Here is a 20200-nt window from a genome sequence, read left to right as displayed (position 1 = left end):
TCCTTAATTGACGGCGTCGGCGATGCGCTGGGGCACCGGGATCTGGATTTCCAGCAGTTGCTGGGCGAAGGCCTTGCCTTGGGGGTCGATGCGCAGGCTGGCGACACCACCGCCGCCCAGGGCGTTTTCCAGGAGGAAGTTGAGGCTGTGGGTGCCTGGCAGGTACCAGCGCTGGACCCGGCCGTGGACCGGGTCCAGCACATGGCTCATCCAGTCCACCAGGACTTCCGGGGCCAGGGCCTCGGCGATCCACGGCAGGTAGTCGGGGTGGCGGGCCATGACCCCGATGTTGCTGTGGTTGCCCTTGTCGCCGGAACGGGCCACCGCCAGCTTGACCAGGGGCACGCTGGCATCGGCCTGGCCCTGGGGCCTGGGCAGCGGGTGGGGAACGGGCAGGGCGCCTGGGTCCAGCGGCTCGGGCCCTGGCAGGGAGCAGGCATGGCGCTGGCCGGCGAAGTCGATTTCCAGGTGGCAACGGTCCTTGTCCAGCAGGAAGGAGAACAGGCGGATCACCGGGTACACCGTCGGCCGCCCGCCGACGATGCCGGTCAGGCCCGGGGCCATGCCGGTGGCGGCCTGGGCGATCTCCCGGGAGAACAGCACCAGGGCCGCCTTGTTCGGATGGCGCACGGCCAGCTTGATCACCACTTCGCGGCTGTCCTGGCGCTGGCCGTGGGGGCCATAGGTGGCCTCGCTGCCCAGTAGTTCGATGTTCACTTCGCTGTAGGGGCCCCAGCCGCGCTGGCTGAACATCTCGCTGGTCTTGTCGATGATCGCCTGGCTGACCCGACGGGCCTTGGCCACCGCGTCGATGCCGGCCAGCAGGCAACTGGCGGTGCAGCGGAAACCGTCCGGGTAGGTGGCGCTGACCTTGTATTGATGGCTGGGGGGTATGCCCCGGGCGCCCTGGACGCTGACTCGGTCGGCCGCTTCCTGGCGCAATTGCACCTGGGAAAAATCGCAGATCACATCCGGCAGCAGGTAGGCCTGGGGGTTGCCGATCTCATACAGCAGTTGCTCGCCCACCGTCAGCGGGCTGACCAGGCCACCCGTACCGGGTGCCTTGCTCACCACGAAACGACCGTCGGTCTGGACCTCCACCACGGGGAAGCCGATGTGCTCGTAGTCCGGTACGTCGCGCCAATCGGTGAAGTTGCCACCGGTGCACTGCGCGCCGCACTCGATGATGTGCCCCGCCAGGGCGGCCTGGGCCAGGCGGTCGTAGTCCTGCCAGGACCAGCCGAACTCGTGCACCAGGGCGGCGCTGACCACGGCGCTGTCGACCCCGCGCCCGGTAATGACGATGTCGGCCCCCAGTTCCAGGGCGCCGACTATTCCCGGGGCACCGAGGTAGGCGTTGGTGGAGACGCACAGGGGGGGCAGTGGAGCGCCGGTGAACATTTCCTCGATACCGGCGCCGGCCAGCTCCTTGAGCTGTGGTTGCAGGTCGTCTCCCAGCAGCACGGCAATCTTCAGCGGTACGCCGGCCTTGGTACAGGCGGCGCGCAACGCGTCGGCACAAGCCTGGGGGTTGACCCCACCGGCATTGCTGATGACGCGGATCTTCTGGGTATGGATCGAGGCCAGTAGCGGGGTGAGGACTTCGACGAAATCCGTGGCATAGCCTGCGCCAGGATCTTTCATGCGCGCCCCGGCCATGATCGACAGGGTAATTTCGGCCAAATAGTCGAACACCAGGTAGTCCAGGCGAGCGCCTTGTACCAGTTGTGCAGCGGCGCTGCTGGTGTCGCCCCAGAAGGCACTGGCGCAGCCGATTCGTACGGTCTTGGTCATGGCAGGGCTCTCTAGAAAAGAACTGCACGGAGGCTACCAAGCAAGCGCTTGGTTTGTAAATGCCTTGATCTATTCTTCTACCCAAGCGCTTGCTTGGGGGTCGTGAGGAGCTTAAATTGCGCGCGCATGCCCGGTTTTAACGGGCCCGGCCCCAGGGCTATCGATGAAGTGAAGGTAGGAGAACACCGGTGGACGAGCAAAAGGCCCAGCAGGTAGTACGCGAGCTGATCGCCAGTGGGCAAGTGACCGATCCCGATAGTGCGCGGGGCAAGTTGTTGCGCACGGCAGCGCACCTGTTTCGCAACAAGGGCTATGAACGCACCACCGTGCGCGACCTGGCCAGTGCGGTGGGTATCCAGTCCGGCAGCATCTTCCACCACTTCAAGAGCAAGGACGACATCCTGCGGGCGGTCATGCAGGAAACCATTCACTACAACACGGCCTTGATGCGCGCCGAGCTGGCCGAGGCCGGCAGCGTGCGCGAGCGCGTGCTGGCACTGATTCGCTGCGAATTGCAGTCGATCATGGGGGGCAGCGGCGAAGCCATGGCGGTGCTGGTCTACGAGTGGCGTTCGCTGTCGGCCGAAGGCCAGGCGGCGGTCCTGGCCCTGCGCGACGTCTACGAGCAGATCTGGCTGCAGGTACTGGGGGAGGCCAAGGAGGCAGGATTCATCAAGGGCGATGTGTTCATCACCCGACGCTTTCTCACCGGCGCCCTGTCCTGGACCACTACCTGGTTTCGCGCCGAGGGCAGCATGAGCCTGGAGCAATTGGCCCAGGAAGCCTTGTTGCTGGTGCTCAAGGAGCATTGACGCGCTGATTAATTGTCGGTTGCGAGATTGTCTCCGTAACTGAAAACGCCTAGCTTTACGGCATCCCTATTCTTTTGTCCGAGGTGTGTTGCCTTGATGTCCTTGCCGTTGCGATCGGCCTTGCGAATGCTCTTGCTGGCGCTGGCAACACTCTGGATCGGCCCGGTTTTCCCGGCGCAACTGGTACGGGTCGCCGCGGCGCACTTCCCACCCTATACGGTGCGCCCTGAAACCGGGGCCGACACCGGCCTGCTGCCGCAATTGGTGGAGGCTCTCAACCAGTCCCAGAGCGATTATCAGTTCGTCCTGGTGCCTACCTCCATTCCCCGCCGATTCCGGGATTTCCAGCAGGGCCGGGTGGACATGGCGATCTTCGAGAACCCGGCCTGGGGGTGGCAGGGTATCGAACACACCAGCGTCGACATGGGGCTCGAGGATGCGGAGATCTTCGTCGCCCAGCGCCAGCCCGGGCGTGGCCAGGACTATTTCGCCGATCTCAAGGGTAAGCGCCTGGCGCTGTTCAGCGGTTATCACTATGCCTTTGCCCAGTTCAACGCCGACCCCAAGTATCTCACCGACACCTATGACGCCACGCTGACCTATTCCCATGACAGCAACCTGTTGATGGTCCTGCGGGGCAGGGCGGATATCGCCCTGGTGACCCGTTCCTATCTCAGCGACTTCCTGGCACGCAATATCGACAGCACCGACCAGTTGCTGATCTCCGAGCGGATCGACCAGGTCTACCACCACTACACGCTGATCCGTCCCAACGCGCCTATCACGGCCCAGGACTTTGCCGGGTTGCTGCAAAAGCTGCGCGAGAGCGGCCAGTTGCTGAAGATCTTCGATCCGTACCGCATCGTGGTCTCGCCTGTGCCTCAGGCCTGAGGCCGACATTGTCGCGGTTCGGCCGGGCGGGCTAAATTTTCTTCGATGGCCCACGTCACTTGGTTGATTGTCCAACCGACGGTGATCTGGTCATGGCCCTTGTGAACCCGCTGAACATTGACGCACTGCGCGCCAGCATGGTGGTTGGTATCGATGGGATTGCCGCCCGCCAGGCGCTGTTCCAGCCAGGGGCGAACAGCGTCCAGGAACCCTCCATCCAGATCCAGGCCGCCGAAGCGGCACGGCAGGAACGGTTGGCATTCTGGTTGTCGGCCCAGGTCCACGCCTTGTACCTGGACCCACCGGGTTGCGAAGGGCCCCCGGCGTTTGTCCATGAGTCCGCTTGTGCCGGGCCTGACCGTTGTCGGTACTGCCAGCGGGAGTTTGATCTGCTGCACAAGCGCGCGGCCTTGCGGGTTTTGGGGCAGAGCGGCCTGCTCGAGGGATGAACGGCATTGGCCGGGTAGCCCGGCATCGGTCGCGGCTCAGCGACGGGCGAAGGTATCGGGGCGATTACCCGAGACTTTGCGGCAATGCACCAGTGCATCGCGAATCATGAAGTTCACCAGGGTCGGCGAGACACCAAGTTCCTTGGCGATGTCCTTCTGTGGAACGCCGTGCAGGCGATACATCTCGAATGCGTAGCGAGTGCGGGTTGGCAGCTCGGTCAAGGCATCGGCGATATTTTCCAGGGTAGAGAAGTTCATGTGGGAGGTTTCAGGTGAGGCGCCATGGACGACTACGTTCAAACCTTCCTCTTCGGTGCCCGAATACTTCTGTTCCAACGCCTGCTTGCGATAGTGATCGATGGCCAGGTTGCGCACGATCTGGAACAGATAGCTGAGCTGAGCCTTGAACGAGGAGGTGATTTGCGGTGCCGATTGCAAGCGGAAAAACGCGTCTTGAACCACATCTTCAGCTCGTGACCGGCAGCCGGTGATACGCGCTGCAATCTTGACCAGGATCAGCCTGTTATCGACAAATGCCTGGAGTAACGGTGAATCGCACCTGCTTGTGGATACTTGTTCCGTCATGGAAATCACCTTGTTGCAAAGAGGGTAGTGGGACTACTGAAGCGTCAGACGCGTCCTACACATCGAGCGACAAATTAGGCTGAATGATAATGATTGTCAATTGAGAAAAAGAACTAATGCTCTCCTGATTTACAAATTGCGAACGGGTGCTCGCCTCCGTTCCCAAGCAGGGTTTGCAGAGCAGGATGCGGACTAATTATTTCAAGACGTCATCCGTTCCCATTGGAGAATGATTCCGGGTAACAGACCCGGCCACGGCGCCTTCCTGAGATCCATGGTCCACTTGTAACTGTCTGATTCGTCGATAGTTATCAGGGCATGCCAGGACAGGGGCCGCTCTCCATTGCAAGCACAATCCTGGCAGGAAAACCCATGACGGACGCGTTCGAACTCCCCAGTACCCTGGCCCAAGCCCTTCAACGCCGGGCGGTCCTGGCACCTGATCAAGTGGCGTTGCGTTTCCTCGCCGAAGACCAGGAGCAGAACGTGGTCCTCAGTTACCGGGACCTGGATCTGCGGGCGCGCACCATCGCCGCGGCCCTGCAAGCCGATGCCGAGTTCGGCGACCGGGCGGTGCTGCTGTTCCCCAGTGGCCCGGACTACGTCGCGGCGTTCTTCGGCTGCCTGTATGCCGGGGTGATCGCGGTGCCGGCCTATCCGCCAGAGTCGGCCCGGCGCCATCACCAGGAGCGGCTGATCTCGATCATGGCCGACGCCGAGCCGCGGCTGCTGCTGACCAGCGCCGGGCTGCGTGAGGCCCTGTTGCAGATGGACGAGCTCAAGGCCGAGGGGGCGCCGCAACTGTTGTGCGTCGATACCCTGGACAGCGCCCTGGCCGAGGGCTGGCAGCCCGTCGAGCTGGCGGACGATGACATCGCCTTCTTGCAATACACCTCCGGTTCCACGGCCTTGCCCAAGGGCGTGCAGGTCAGCCATGGCAACCTGGTGGCCAACGAGATGCTGATCCGCCGCGGCTTCGGCATCGACCTCAATCCGGACGATGTGATCGTCAGCTGGTTGCCGCTGTACCACGACATGGGCCTGATCGGCGGCCTGCTGCAACCGATCTTCAGTGGCGTGCCCTGCGTGCTGATGTCCCCGGCCTATTTCCTGGGGCGGCCCCTGCGTTGGCTGGAAGCCATCAGCGAATACGGCGGCACCATCAGTGGCGGCCCGGACTTTGCCTACCGCCTGTGCAGCGAGCGGGTCAGTGAGTCGGCCCTGGAACGCCTCGATCTGAGCGGTTGGCGCGTGGCCTATTCCGGCTCGGAGCCGATCCGCCTGGATACCCTGGAGCGCTTTGCCGAGAAGTTCAGTGCCTGCGGTTTCACTGCCGATAACTTCCTGGCGTCCTATGGCCTGGCCGAAGCCACCCTGTTCGTCGCGGGTGGCGTGCGGGGCCAGGGCATCCCGGCCTTGCACCTGGACGAGCAGGCCCTGGCGCAGAACCGTGCCGAACCGGGGCAGGGTAGCGCGATGATGAGCTGCGGCTTCAGCCAGCCGGAGCACGCGGTACTGTTGATGGACCCGCAGCAGCTTTGCGAGCTGCCCGATAACCGCATCGGCGAAGTCTGGGCCGCCGGGCCGAGCATCGCTCATGGTTACTGGCGCAACCCCGAAGCGAGCGCCAAGACGTTCGTCCAGCACGCCGGCCGCACCTGGTTGCGCACTGGCGACCTGGGCTTCATGCGCGATGGCCAGCTGTACATCACCGGGCGCCTGAAGGACCTGCTGATCGTGCGCGGGCACAACCTGTATCCCCAGGACATCGAGAAGACCATCGAGCGCGAAGTGGAAGTGGTGCGCAAAGGCCGGGTGGCGGCGTTCGCGGTCACCGACCAGGGCCAGGAAGGCATTGGCATCGCCGCTGAAATCAGCCGCAGCGTGCAGAAGATCCTACCGCCCGAGGCGCTGATCAAGGCCATTCGCCAGGCGGTCGCCGAAGCCTGCCAGGAAGCGCCCAGCGTGGTGGTGCTGCTCAATCCCGGGGCCTTGCCCAAGACCTCCAGCGGCAAGCTGCAACGCTCGGCCTGCCGTACTCGCCTGGCCGATGGCAGCCTGGATTACTACGCGCTGTTCCCGGATGCCTCGACGCCGAGCCAGGACGCCACCGGCGAAGCGCCAGGCAATGAATTGCAGGCCCTGATCGGGCGCATCTGGCAGGAGCAACTGCAATGCGTTGCGGTGGCCGCCGACGATCACTTCTTCCTGCTGGGTGGCAACTCCATCGCCGCCACCCAGGTCATGGCCCGCCTGAGCCAGGAGCTGGGCCTGGAACTGGGGCTGCGCCTGTTGTTCGAGGCCCCGACCCTGGCGGCGTTCAGCGCCGAGGTTGCGCGCTTGCAGCAGGACGGTGGCAGTGCCCAGGGTGCGATCAACGCCCTGTCGCGCCAGCAGCCGTTGCCGCAATCCCTGGCCCAGAATCGCTTGTGGATCACCTGGCAGTTGGACCCATGCAGCAGCGCCTACAACATTCCCGGTGGCCTGCGCTTGCGTGGCGAACTGGACGAAGACGCCCTGCGTGCCAGCTTCCAGCAACTGCTCGAGCGTCACGAAGCCCTGCGCACGCGTTTCTTCGAGCGAGATGGCCAAGCCCTGCAACAGGTGGATGAGCCCTGCGAGTTCAACCTGCAACTGATCGACATCAGCGACCTGCCGCCGGCCGAACGCGAAGCCCGGGCCCGGCAGATCCGCGAGGATGAGGCCCACACCCAGTTCGACCTGGAGAAGGGCCCCTTGTACTGGGCGACCCTGGTGCGCCTGGATGATGAAGAACATCAACTGTTGCTGACCCTGCACCACATCATTGCCGACGGCTGGTCGCTGAACCTGCTGATCGACGAATTCTCGCGCCTGTATGCGGCCTTCGCCCAGGGCCAGGCCCTGGAGCTGGCGCCGCTGGCCCTGCAGTACGCCGACTACGGCAGTTGGCAGCGCCAGTGGCTGGCCCAGGGCGAAGGCCAGCGCCAGTTGGATTACTGGAAGCAGCAGCTGGCCGATGAATCCCCAGCCCTGAGCCTGGCCACCGATCATCCGCGCTCGGCCCAGGTCCGGCACAGTGCTGCGCGCCACGGCCAGCGCTTGAGTGCAAACCTCAGCGAGGCCGTGCGCCAGGCGGCCCAGGCCCAGCAGGTGACGCCATTCATGCTACTGCTGGCAGCCTTCCAGACGCTGCTCTACCGCTACACGGGCCAGGGCGATGTCCGCGTTGGGGTGCCCAATGCCAACCGCCCGCGCCTGGAAACCCAGGGCTTGCTGGGCTTCTTCATCAACACCCAGGTCTTGCGCGGCCAGTTGCATGGGCGTCAGTCCTTCGCCGAGTTGCTACAACAGACTCGCCAGGCAGCCCTGGGCGCCCAGGCCAACCAGGACCTGCCGTTCGAACAGCTGCTGGAAGCCTTCCCCGAGGCCCGCGAGCAAGGCCTGTTCCAGGTCATGTTCAACCACCAGCAACGCGACCTCAGTGCCCTGCGTCGCCTGCCCGGGTTGCTGGCCGAAGAGCTGCCGTGGCACAGCCGCGAGGCCAAGTTCGACCTGCAACTGCACACCGAGGAAGATCGCAACGGACGCTTGAGCCTGGCCTTCGACTACGCCGACGAGCTGTTCGAGGCGGCCACCATCGAGCGCCTGGCCGGACACTTCATCAGCCTGCTGGAATATGCCTGCCAGCAACCTGAGGCGGCCCTGGGCGACCTGCCGCTCTTGAGCCAAGCAGAGGCCGAGCAGCTGCAACAGTGGAGCGTGGCCCCCTGTGCGCCGGCCGAGCGCTGGCTGCCGGAGCGCCTGCATGAACAATGGCAGCTGACCCCGGAACGCACCGCGCTGGTGTGGGAGGGTGGCCAGTTGAGTTTTGCCGAACTGCACACCCAGGCCAACCGCCTGGCCCACTACCTGCGGGACAAGGGGGTCGGCCCCGACGTGTGCGTGGCCATCGCCGCCGAGCGTTCGCCGCAACTGCTGATCGGCCTGCTGGCCATCGTCAAGGCCGGCGGTGCCTATGTGCCCCTGGACCCGGACTACCCCGCCGAACGCCTGGCCTACATGCTTGGCGACAGCGGCGTCGAGCTGCTGCTGACCCAGACCCACCTGCTCGAGCGCATGCCGGCCATCGAGGGTGTCAGCGCCATCGCCATGGACAGCCTCAAGCTCGACAACTGGCCGAGCCAGGCCCCGGGCCTGCACCTGCATGGCGACAACCTGGCCTATGTGATCTACACCTCCGGTTCCACCGGCCAACCCAAGGGCGTCGGCAATACCCACGCCGCGCTGATGGAGCGCCTGCAATGGATGCAGGACAGCTACCAGTTGCAGGCTGACGATGTGCTGATGCAAAAAGCCCCGATCAGCTTCGACGTATCGGTATGGGAATGCTTCTGGCCGCTGATCACCGGCTGCCGCTTGCTCATTGCCGCTCCCGGCGAGCATCGCGACCCGCACCGTATCGCCCAACTGGTGCAGACGCATGGCGTGACCACGCTGCACTTCGTCCCGCCGCTGTTGCAACTGTTTGTCGATGAGCCGCTCAGCACCGGCTGCCATAGCCTGCGCCGGGTGTTCTCCGGTGGCGAAGCCTTGCCCGCCGAGTTGCGCAATCGCCTGCTCGAACAACTGCCGGGCGTGCAACTGCACAACCGCTATGGCCCGACCGAAACCGCAATCAACGTCACCCACTGGCACTGCGCGGTGGCTGACGGCGAGCGCTCGCCCATCGGTCGTCCCTTGGGCAACGTGATCTGCCGCGTGCTGGATGCCGAACTCAACGTGCTGCCGGCTGGAGTACCCGGCGAGCTGTGCATCAGCGGCCAGGGCCTGGCCCGGGGCTACCTGGGGCGGGCCGCCCTGAGTGCCGAGCGGTTTGTCGTCGATCCACTGAGTGCCGATGGGGCGCGCCTGTACCGTACCGGCGACCGGGTGCGCTGGTGCGCCGATGGGGTGCTGGAATACCTCGGTCGCCTCGACCAGCAGGTCAAGCTGCGGGGCTTCCGGGTCGAACCCCAGGAGATCGAAGCGCGCCTGCTCGCCCAGGACGGCGTAGCCCAGGCCGCGGTGCTGGTGCGTAAGACCCAGGCCGGAGCGCAGTTGATCGGCTACTACACGGCCCATGCCGACGAAGAAGATGAACAACAGCACAGCGCGCGCCTGAAAACCGCCCTGGCCGCCGAGCTGCCCGAATACATGGTGCCGGCGCAGCTGGTGCGCCTTGAGTCCATGCCCCTGAGCCCCAGTGGCAAGCTGGATCGCCGGGCGCTGCCCGAGCCGCAATGGCAGGTGCGCGAGCATGTCGAGCCCGGCACCGCGCTGGAGCAGCAGATCGCGGCGATCTGGCGCGAGGTGCTGGGCCAACCACGTATCGGCCTGACGGACGATTTCTTTGCCCTGGGCGGCCATTCGTTGCTGGCCACCCAGATCATTTCCCGCACTCGCCAGGCCTGCGACGTGGAGTTGCCCCTGCGCGTGCTGTTCGAGGCCAGCGAGTTGGGGGCCTTTGCCGAACAAGTGCGACTGATCCAGGAGACCGGGGCGCACAACCAGCAGCCACCGATCGCCCAGGTCGATCGCAGCCAACCGGTGCCGCTGTCCTATTCCCAGCAGCGCATGTGGTTCCTCTGGCAGATGGAGCCGGACAGCCCGGCCTATAACGTCGGCGGCATGGCACGGCTGAGCGGTGTGCTGGATGTCGGGCGTTTCGAGGCGGCCTTGCAAGCGCTGATCCTGCGCCATGAAACCCTGCGCACCACCTTCCCCAGCATCAACGGCGTGGCCCGCCAGCAGGTGCATGCCGACACCGGCCTGCGCATGGCCTGGAAGGACTTCTCGGCCCTGGCCCCCGAGGCGCGGCAACAGCGCCTGCAGCAACTGGCGGACAGCGAGGCGCACCAGCCCTTCGACCTGGAAACCGGCCCTTTGCTGCGGGCCTGCCTGGTCAAGGCCGGTGATCAGGAACACTACTTCGTCCTGACCCTGCACCACATCGTGACCGAAGGCTGGGCCATGGACATCTTCGCCCGTGAGCTGGGAGCGCTGTACGAAGCCTTCCTCGACGATCGCGATTCGCCCCTGGAACCGCTGCCGGTGCAGTACCTGGACTACAGCGTGTGGCAGCGCCAATGGCTGGAATCCGGCGAGCGCCAGCGCCAGCTGGACTACTGGACAGAACAACTGGGCCGTGAGCATCCATTGCTGGAGCTGCCCAGCGACCGGCCACGGCCGGCGGTGCAGAGCCATCAGGGCGAGCTCTATCGCTTCGACCTTGGCGACGCACTGGCGGCCCGGGTCCGGGCTTTCAATGCCGAGCAGGGCCTGACCCTGTTCATGACCATGACCGCCGCCCTGTCGGTGCTGCTGTATCGCTACAGCGGCCAGACCGACCTGCGCATCGGCGCGCCAGTGGCCAACCGCATCCGCCCGGAAAGCGAAGGCCTGATCGGTGCCTTCCTCAATACCCAGGTGCTGCGCTGCCAGCTGGATGGACAGATGAGCGTCGGCCAGTTGCTGGAGCAGGTACGCCAGACGGTGATCGATGGCCAGTCCCACCAGGACCTGCCGTTCGACCATCTGGTGGAAGCCCTGCAACCACCGCGCAGCGCCGCCTACAACCCGCTGTTCCAGGTGATGTGCAACGTCCAGCGCTGGGAGTTCCAGCAGAGCCGGCAACTGGCGGGCATGACCGTGGAGTACCTGGTCAACGATGCCCGGGCCACCAAGTTCGACCTCAACCTGGAAGTCACCGACCTGGATCAGCGCCTGGGCTGCTGCCTGACCTACAGCACCGACCTGTTCGACGAGCCGCGTATCGCGCGCATGGCTGCCCATTGGCGCAACCTGCTGGAGGCGTTGCTGGGCGACCCGACGCAGCGCCTGTGCGAACTGCCATTGCTGCAGCCGGACGAGCAGCGCCAACTGCTCGATAGCCTGGGCAGCGAAGCCGGCGAGCAGCGCCTGGACCAATGCATCCAGCAGTTGTTCAGCCAGCAGGCGCGGGCTCGCCAGGATGCCCCGGCGCTGACCTTCGCCGGCCAGACCCTGAGCTACAGCGAGCTGGACAGCCGCGCCAATCGCCTGGCCTGGATGCTCCGCGAACGTGGGGTGGGCCCGCAGGTGCGGGTCGGCCTGGCGCTGGAGCGCTCGCTGGAAATGGTGATCGGCCTGCTGGCGATCCTCAAGGCCGGTGGCGCCTATGTACCGCTGGACCCGGAATACCCCCTGGATCGCCTGCACTACATGATCGAGGACAGCGGCATCGGCCTGCTGCTCAGCGATGCGCGGATGTTCCAGGCTCTCGGCGAACTGCCGGCAGGCGTGGCGCGCTGGTGCCTGGAGGAGGACGGCGCACTGCTGGCCGACTACCCGGCCAGCGAGCCGCCCTTGGTCAGCCTGCCGCAACACCAGGCCTACCTGATCTACACCTCCGGTTCCACCGGCCTGCCCAAGGGCGTGGTGGTCTCCCATGGGGAAATCGCCATGCACTGCCAGGCGGTGATCCGCCGGTTCGGTATGCGTGCCGACGATTGCGAGCTGCACTTCTATTCCATCAACTTCGACGCCGCTACCGAGCGCTTGCTGGTGCCGTTGCTCAGCGGTGCCCAGGTGGTGTTGCGGGCCCAGGGCCAGTGGGACGCCGAGGAAATCTGCCAGCTGATCCGCCAGCATCGGGTCAGCATCCTGGGCTTCACCCCCAGCTATAGCAGCCAGTTGGCCCAGCACCTGGCGACCCAGCAGCAAACCCTGGCAGTACGCATGTGCATTACCGGTGGCGAAGCCCTGACTGGCGAGCACCTGCAACGCATTCGCGCGGCCTTCCAGCCGAGCCTGTTCTTCAACGCCTACGGTCCGACCGAAACCGTGGTCATGCCATTGGCCAGCCTGGCGCCGGAGCAGTTGGCCGAAGGCGTGGCCAGCGTGCCCATCGGCAGCATCGTCGGTGCGCGGGTGGCCTATATCCTCGATGCCGACCTGGCGCTGGTGCCCCAAGGCGCGACCGGTGAGTTGTATGTCGGCGGCGCGGGCCTGGCCCAGGGCTACCATCGTCGCCCGGGCCTCAGCGCCGAGCGTTTCGTCGCCGACCCGTTCAGCGGCGCTGGCGGCCGCCTGTATCGCACCGGCGACCTGGTGCGCCAGTGCGCCGACGGCCAGGTGGAATACATCGGCCGGGTCGACCATCAGGTGAAGATCCGCGGCTTCCGTATCGAGCTGGGGGAAATCGAATCCCGCTTGCTGGATCATCCTGCGGTACGCGAAGCGGTGGTGCTGGCGCTGGATGCGCCATCGGGCAAGCAACTGGCAGGTTACCTGGTGACCGAGGTCGCCGGGCAGGACGAGGCGGCGCAAGCCGAGCTGCGGGAAGCCCTCAAGCAGCAGTTGAAGACCCAGTTGCCCGACTACATGGTGCCGACTCACCTGATCCTGCTGTCCAGCATGCCGCTGACCGCCAACGGCAAGCTCGATCGCCGGGCCTTGCCGGTGCCGGACCCGGAGCTCAATCGCCAGCAGTACGTGGCCCCGAGTAACGAGTTGGAGCAGAGCCTGGCGCGCATCTGGTGCGATGTGCTGAACGTGCAGCAAGTGGGCCTCAACGACAACTTCTTCGAACTGGGCGGCGATTCGATCTTGTCGATCCAGGTGGTCAGTCGCGCCCGCCAACTGGGCATCCATTTCACCCCGCGTGACTTGTTCCAGCACCAGACCGTGCAGACCCTGGCGCGAGTGGCCAGCCGCAGCCAGCGCATCAGCGCCGAGCAAGGACTGCTCAGCGGCGAGGCACCTCTGACCCCGATCCAGCATTGGTTCTTCGATAGCCGCATCCCGCAGCCGCAGCACTGGAACCAGGCGCTGCTGCTGGAGCCGGTAACGCCCCTGGATGCCCAGCGCCTGGAGCAGGCACTGCTGGCGGTGGTGGAACAACACGACGCCTTGCGCCTGCGCTTCAACCAGAGCAACGAACAATGGCGCGCCGAGTACTTGCCGCTGTCCGATGCGCCGTTGCTGTGGCAGGTACGGGTGCCGTCCATGGCGACCTGCGAAACCTTGTTCGCCGACGCCCAGCGCAGCCTGGACCTGGAGCATGGACCGCTGCTGCGCGCGGTGCTGGTGGACGGTCCGGAGGGTGAGCAGCGGCTGCTGCTGGCTATCCACCACCTGGTGGTGGACGGCGTGTCCTGGCGGGTACTGCTGGAGGATCTGCAGAACGTCTATCGCCAGTTGGAGGCGGGCCAGGCCGTGCAGTTGCCGGCCAAGACCAGCGCCCTGCGCGACTGGTCGAGCCGCTTGCAGGCCTACGCCGGCAGTGAGTCGCTGCGCGAGGAACTGGCCTGGTGGCAACAGCAACTGGCCGGCCCGGCGGCGCAATTGCCAGGGTTGCAGCCGGACGGTGGCCAGCAACACCAACATGCCCGCAGCCACAGCGTGACCCTGGATGCCGAGCGCACCCGTCAACTGCTGCAACAGGCCCCGGCGGCCTATCGCACCCAGGTCAACGACCTGCTGCTCACCGCCCTGGCCCGGGTGCTGTGCCGCTGGAGCGGGCAGCCTTCGGCACTGGTGCAACTGGAAGGGCACGGCCGCGAGGCGTTGTTCGACGAGATCGACCTGACCCGCACCGTGGGCTGGTTCACCAGCGCCTATCCGCTGCGCCTGACGCCGTTGCAGGTAGAAGAAGCCGCCGGGCAGGGCGCCTCGATCAAGGCGATCAAGGAGCAATTGCGCGGTGTGCCGCACAAGGGCCTGGGCTATGGCGTGCTGCGCTACCTGGCCGATGACGCCTGCCGAGCGGCCCTGGCGGCGCTGCCGCTGGCGCCGGTGACCTTCAACTACCTGGGGCAGTTCGACCAGAGCTTCGGTAGCGATGCGCTGCTGCGTCCACTGGACGAATCAGTCGGCCCGGCCCATGCCCTGGAGGCACCGCTGCCCAACGAGCTGAGCATCGACAGCCAGGTCTACGGTGGTGAACTGGTGCTGCGCTGGACCTACAGCGTCGAGCGCTTCGACCCTGAGCTGATTGCCGAGCTTGCGGCGGCCTACCTGGGTGAGCTGCAGAGCCTGATCACCCATTGCCTGAAGGATGATGCCGGTGGCTTGACGCCGTCGGACTTCCCCCTGGCGCGCTTGACCCAGGCCCAGCTCGATGCCCTGCCAGTACCCGCGGCGCAGATCGAGGATGTCTATCCGCTGACGCCGATGCAGGAAGGCATGTTGCTGCACACCCTGCTGGAGCCGGGTACCGGTCTCTACTACATGCAGGACCGCTACCGCATCAACAGTGAACTGGACCCCGAGCGCTTCGCCCAGGCCTGGCAGGCCGTGGTGGCCCGGCATGAAGCCCTGCGCGCCTCGTTCTGCTGGAACGTGGGCGAGGACATGCTGCAAGTTATCCACAAGCCGGGCAGCACGCCGATCGAGTACCTGGACTGGAGCGATGCGCCGGAGGCTGAACAAGAAGCCAGTCTGCAAGCCCTGCACAAAGCCGAGCGCGAGGCCGGTTTCGATCTGCTCAACCAGGCGCCGTTCCACCTGCGGCTGATCCGTGTCGGCGCCGCGCGCTACTGGTTCATGATGAGCAACCACCACATTCTCATCGATGCCTGGTGCCGCTCGTTGTTGATGAACGACTTCTTCGAGATCTACACCGCCCTGGGCGAAGGCCGCGAGGCGCAGTTGGCTGTACCGCCGCGCTACCGCGACTACATCGGCTGGCTGCAACACCAGAGCCTGGCCGAGGCGCGCCAGTGGTGGCGGCAGAATCTCGCGGGCTTCGAACGCACCACGCCGATCCCTAGCGACCGGCCGTTCCTGCGCGAGCATGCCGGCGACAGCGGCGGCATGATCGTCGGCGACTGCTACACCCGGCTCGATCCACGGGACGGTGCGCAATTGCGCGAGCTGGCGCAGCAGCACCAGTTGACCGTCAACACCTTCGCCCAGGCGGCCTGGGCCCTGGTCCTGCGGCGCATGAGCGGCGACCGTGACGTGCTGTTCGGCGTCACCGTGGCCGGGCGGCCGGTGGACATGCCGCAGATGCAGCGCACCGTCGGCCTGTTCATCAACAGCATCGCTCTGCGGGTCAAGTTGCCTGAGGATGGCCAGCGCTGCAGCGTGCGCCAATGGTTGGGCCAGTTGCTGGATAGCAACATGCAGCTGCGGGAGTACGAGTACCTGCCGCTGGTGGCGATCCAGGAAACCAGCGAGCTGCCCAAGGGCCAGCCGCTGTTCGACAGCCTGTTCGTGTTCGAGAACGCCCCGGTGGAGGTCTCGGTACTGGACCGGGCCCAGAGCCTGAACGCCAGTTCGGACTCCGGCCGCACCCACACCAACTTCCCGATCACGGCCGTCTGCTACCCGGGGGACGACCTGGGGCTGCACCTGTCCTATGACCAGCGCTACTTCGAGCAGGCGACCATCGAGCGCATGCTGGGCGAGTTCAAGCGCCTGCTGCTGGCGCTGATGCAGGGCTTTAATGGCGACATGGCCGAGCTGCCGTTGCTGGGCGAGGAGGAGCGTGATTTCCTGCTGGCCGGTTGCAACCAGAGCCAGCACCAGTACCCGCTGGAGCGCAGCTACGTGGAGTTGTTCGAGGCCCAGGTGGCCGCGCATCCGCAGCGTATCGCCGCCAGCTGCCTGGAACAGAGCCATAGCTATGCCGAGTTGAACCTGCGCAGCAACCGCCTGGGCCATGCCCTGGTGGCCCAGGGCGTGGACTTCGACCAGCCGGTGGCCCTGCTGGCCGAGCGTGGCCTGGAGCTGTTGGGCATGATCATCGGCAGCTTCAAGGCCGGGGCCGGCTACCTGCCCCTGGACCCGGGCCTGCCGGGTCAGCGCCTGGGCCGCATCATCGAGCTCAGTCGCACGCCGATCCTGGTCTGTACCCAGGCTTGCCGTGAACAGGCCCAGGCCCTGCTGGACGAGTTCGGCTGCGCCGGTCGTCCGCGCTTGCTGGTCTGGGAAGACGTCCAGGCCGGGGCTGGGCGCGAGGACAATCCCGGACGCTACAGCCGTGCGGACAACCTCGCCTACGTGATCTACACCTCCGGTTCCACCGGCCTGCCCAAGGGCGTGATGGTGGAGCAGCGCGGCATGCTCAACAACCAGTTGAGCAAGGTGCCGTACCTGCAACTGAGTGAGGCCGATGTGATCGCCCAGACCGCCTCCCAGAGCTTCGATATCTCGGTCTGGCAGTTCCTTGCCGCGCCGCTGTTCGGCGCTCGGGTGGATATCGTGCCCAATACCATCGCTCATGATCCCCAGGGGCTCCTGGCCCATGTCCAGGAGCAGGGCATCACGGTGCTGGAGAGCGTGCCGTCGCTGATCCAGGGCATGCTGGCCCAGGACGCCATCGCCCTGGACGGCCTGCGCTGGATGCTGCCCACCGGCGAGGCCATGCCACCGGAGCTGGCGCACCAGTGGCTGCTGCGTTATCCACAGATCGGCCTGGTCAACGCCTACGGCCCGGCGGAGTGCTCCGACGACGTGGCCTTCTTCCGCGTGGACCTGGCCTCGACCCGGGGCAGCTACCTGCCCATCGGCACGCCCACCGACAACAACCTGTTGTACCTGATGGACGAAGCCCTGGAGCTGGTGCCCCTGGGTGCGGTGGGCGAGCTGTGCGTGGCTGGTACCGGTGTCGGCCGTGGCTACGTCAGCGACCCGTTGCGCACTGTGCAAGCCTTCGTGCCCCATCCGTTCGGTGCTGCGGGCGAACGCCTGTACCGCACCGGCGACCTGGCACGCCGGCGCAGCGACGGCGTGCTGGAGTACGTCGGGCGGATCGACCATCAGGTGAAGATCCGTGGCTACCGCATCGAACTGGGCGAGATCGAAGCGCGCCTGCACGAACAACCGGAGCTGCGGGATGCCGCGGTCGGGGTGCAGGAGGGCGTCAATGGCAAGCACCTGGTGGGCTACCTGGTTGCCAGCGATTCGGGCCTGGGGCAAAGCGAGCGCCTGGAGCGGATCAAGCCGCGCCTGCGCGCCGAGTTGCCGGAGTACATGGTGCCGCTGCACTGGCTGTGGCTTGCGCGCCTGCCGCTCAACGCCAACGGCAAGCTCGATCGCAAGGCCCTGCCGGCCCTGGAGATCGGCCAGTTGCAGAGCCAGGACTACCTGGCCCCGAGCAGCGAGCTGGAGCAGACCCTGGTGGACATCTGGGCCGAAGTGCTCAAGGTGGAACGGGTGGGGGTGCGCGACAACTTCTTCGAGTTGGGCGGGCACTCGCTGCTGGCGACCCAGATCGCCTCGCGGGTACAGAAGACCCTGCAACGCAACGTGCCACTGCGGGCGATGTTCGAATGCAGCACGGTGCAGGAGCTGGCGGCCTACATCGACGGACTGGAGGCCAATGAAATCAGCGAGGAGAAGGTCGATCGCCTGAGCGACCTGATGGCTGAGCTGGAGGGCTTGTGACCCAAGGGTGACGGGGCCTTGTTCGCTGGCCAGTCAGGTTCTGTTGGCCAATAGCCCCTCAAGCCCTCTGTTATGATCGCGCCCGGCCCAGGTCCACGTACCTGCGCCGGGCGTTTTCATTCAAGGACCGGAACCATGGCAGAGCAGCTTTACTGGCACGATATCGAAGACACCCTGGGCCACTGGAGCGGCCTGGGCGTCGAGGTCGAACCCGGCGCCACGGACAAGCCGCTGTACCTGCGCACCGGCGCGAATGCCCGGTTCAAGCTGATGCACCATGACACACCGCTGTTCTGGGCCACCATTGCCCGGGACCATGGCGGTGTCTGGCTGGTGCGCAAGCCGCTGGCCGATGGCGCTGAATGCCGGTTGCTCGCCCCCATCGACTCACCCACCGTCGAACAGCACGCGGCATTGGCGCCCGAGCTGCGGATCAAGGCCTGGAGCCGCTATTTCGTCAGCCGTCTGGGCGCCAGCGCCCGGCACTTCCTCACCCCTGGTTACTGGCTGGCCCAGGGCCTGGTGCCGGAACCGTCCAGTACCGGCCACGGCCTGGACAAATGGCGCTTCACCTCGAGGGTCGACCCGTTGACCCACGTGCCCAGCTGGTTCCTGTATGGCGAGGACTTTCTCGACAACCTGCAACCCCAGACCCTGGAGTGGATCGACTGGTGGCACGGCGGCGGCAAGCTCATCGGCCTGCATCGCGTCGATCCACAGGCGGGGCGGCTCAAGTGGTGGCGCAAGAAGGCCCGGGAGGGCAGCCTGCCACCGGTGCTGTTGTGGTACGTCGGCGGGCTGGCGTCCTACCTGGTGATCGATGGGCACTACCGTTTGCAGGCCGCCATCGCGGAAAATCTCGCGCCGTCCTTCATCGTCCTCAGTGCTACCCGCGCGCGCGATTTCACGCCGAGCCTCGAGCATCGGCAACGGGTCATGGATTCGTTGCACAAGCGTGGCGATGCGGCGCCGCGCAACAAGGCCTTGAGTACCGAGAACCTCAACCGGGTGCTGATCCAGGCTTTCGACGATCGGCCGCACTACGTCAGCGCGACCCAGGCCTGGGCCGGCAATGAACCCCAGGAACAGTGGTGCGATGAGGTGCGCCAGTGCCTGATCGGGCAGGGGCTCGAAGGTGAGGTGGACGCAGTGATTGCCCGGCGTGGCTGACGGGGCCTCTGTTATAGTCGCGCCCGCGCGCCACAGGGCAGGGGATTAGGGACGATGGTGGAACAGGTTTTCTGGCGGGATATCGAGGATCTGGCTGGCAACTGGAGCGGCCTTGGGGTGGATGTCAGGCACCCGTCCAATGGTAAGCCGAACCTGCGCCTGCTCAGTGGCGACAACCGGCGCATGCAGTTGGTCGTGGGAGGCCAGACGCTGCTGTGGGCCACCATGTCGCGCTGTCTCTACGGGGTGTGGTTGGTGCGCAACCAGTTGCTTGGGCAGCTGCCGCAAACCCTGGTCGAGCCCATCGATTCGCCCCAGGTGGAACAACATTCGCGTCTCGCCCCGTCCCTGCAGCTCAAGGCCTGGAGTCGGTTTTTCGTCCAGCAGTTGCTGCGACATCAAGCGGATTTTCTCTACCCCGGCTATTGGTTGGTGCGGGCCCTGCAGCCTGCTGCCCACCCCTACGGGCGATCACTGCCCAGCGGCATCGACCAGTGGTACTTCAAAGGCGGCGAAGATGCCCTGAGCCATATGCCGCAGTGGACCATTGACGGCCGCAACATTCTCGACAACCGCCAGCCTGGCCCGGCGCGTTGGGTCGAACTCTGGGCAGGGGGTGGCGCGGTGGTTGGCCTGCATGGCGTCGATCCGCTGGCCGGGCGCCTGAAGTGGTGGCGCAAGAAGGCCCGTGAAGGCAGCTTGCCGCCGATCCTCTTGTGGTATGTCAGCGGCCTGAACAGCTACCTGATTCTTGACGGGCATTACCGTTTGCAGGCCGCCATCGATGAGAACCTGCCGCCGCGGTTCCTGGTGCTCAGCTCGCCGCGGGTGACGGCCTACGCCCCGAATCCGCAGGAGCAGCAGAAGGTACTGGGGGCGCTGCAGGTGCAGATCCAGCGCAAGAACCTGGAGACTGCGCGCTTGAACCAACTGCTCATCAGCACCTTCGACGACCGGCCGTATCACGGCTTCGGCAGCCAGTCGTGGGCGGGGATCGCTTCGGAACAAGTGTGGATCGATCAGGTGAGGGGTGTTCTTGAGGAACGTGAGGAGGCTGGCGAGCTGGACGTTATCCTGGCTCGCGAAGCCCCCGAGCATGATTGATCC

8 protein-coding genes are annotated in these 20200 nt (G+C 65.5%); 6 read left to right on the top strand and 2 right to left on the bottom strand.

Annotation, left to right across the window (positions count from 1 at the left end; translation table 11 throughout):
- Nucleotides 1–3 precede the first annotated feature (3 nt).
- Nucleotides 4–1794, bottom strand: a complete 1791-nt coding sequence (locus I9018_RS22005) for an acyclic terpene utilization AtuA family protein (protein ID WP_241107507.1) — start codon at nucleotides 1792–1794, stop codon at nucleotides 4–6.
- Nucleotides 1795–1982: 188 nt separating this feature from the next.
- Here I9018_RS22005 and I9018_RS22000 point away from each other — a divergent pair, with 188 nt between their 5' ends.
- From I9018_RS22000 to I9018_RS21990, 3 genes are all read left to right on the top strand, one after another.
- Nucleotides 1983–2606: a TetR/AcrR family transcriptional regulator gene (locus I9018_RS22000; protein WP_068585634.1), complete on the top strand. Its 624-nt coding sequence runs from the start codon at nucleotides 1983–1985 to the stop codon at nucleotides 2604–2606.
- A gap of 96 nt (nucleotides 2607–2702) precedes the next feature.
- Complete coding sequence (locus I9018_RS21995) at nucleotides 2703–3497, top strand: transporter substrate-binding domain-containing protein (protein ID WP_068585637.1); 795 nt, start codon at nucleotides 2703–2705, stop codon at nucleotides 3495–3497.
- A gap of 92 nt (nucleotides 3498–3589) precedes the next feature.
- Nucleotides 3590–3946, top strand: coding sequence for a pyoverdine biosynthesis protein (locus tag I9018_RS21990; protein ID WP_068585641.1), 357 nt, complete (start codon nucleotides 3590–3592; stop codon nucleotides 3944–3946).
- Nucleotides 3947–3982: 36 nt separating this feature from the next.
- On the opposite strand, the gene I9018_RS21985 is transcribed toward I9018_RS21990, so the two are convergent.
- On the bottom strand, nucleotides 3983–4531 hold the full coding sequence (locus I9018_RS21985; protein WP_068585644.1) for an RNA polymerase factor sigma-70: 549 nt from the start codon (nucleotides 4529–4531) through the stop codon (nucleotides 3983–3985).
- Nucleotides 4532–4903: 372 nt separating this feature from the next.
- Between I9018_RS21985 and I9018_RS21980 the strand changes: the two genes are divergently transcribed.
- The 3 genes from I9018_RS21980 to I9018_RS21970 all read left to right on the top strand — a co-directional run bounded on the left by I9018_RS21980 (nucleotide 4904) and on the right by I9018_RS21970 (nucleotide 20197).
- Complete coding sequence (locus I9018_RS21980; RefSeq protein WP_241107506.1) at nucleotides 4904–17923, top strand: non-ribosomal peptide synthetase; 13020 nt, start codon at nucleotides 4904–4906, stop codon at nucleotides 17921–17923.
- Between the two features lie 135 nt (nucleotides 17924–18058).
- On the top strand, nucleotides 18059–19093 hold the full coding sequence (locus I9018_RS21975) for a hypothetical protein (RefSeq protein WP_241107505.1): 1035 nt from the start codon (nucleotides 18059–18061) through the stop codon (nucleotides 19091–19093).
- A gap of 54 nt (nucleotides 19094–19147) precedes the next feature.
- Nucleotides 19148–20197 (top strand): hypothetical protein, encoded by a 1050-nt coding sequence (locus tag I9018_RS21970; RefSeq protein WP_241107504.1) that lies wholly within the window; start codon nucleotides 19148–19150, stop codon nucleotides 20195–20197.
- The last annotated feature ends 3 nt before the right edge of the window (nucleotides 20198–20200 follow it).

The organism is Pseudomonas sp. MPFS, from assembly GCF_022537035.1.
In the GTDB taxonomy this organism is placed as follows: domain Bacteria; phylum Pseudomonadota; class Gammaproteobacteria; order Pseudomonadales; family Pseudomonadaceae; genus Aquipseudomonas; species Aquipseudomonas sessilinigenes.
This window is presented reverse-complemented; position numbering and strand designations above follow the sequence as displayed.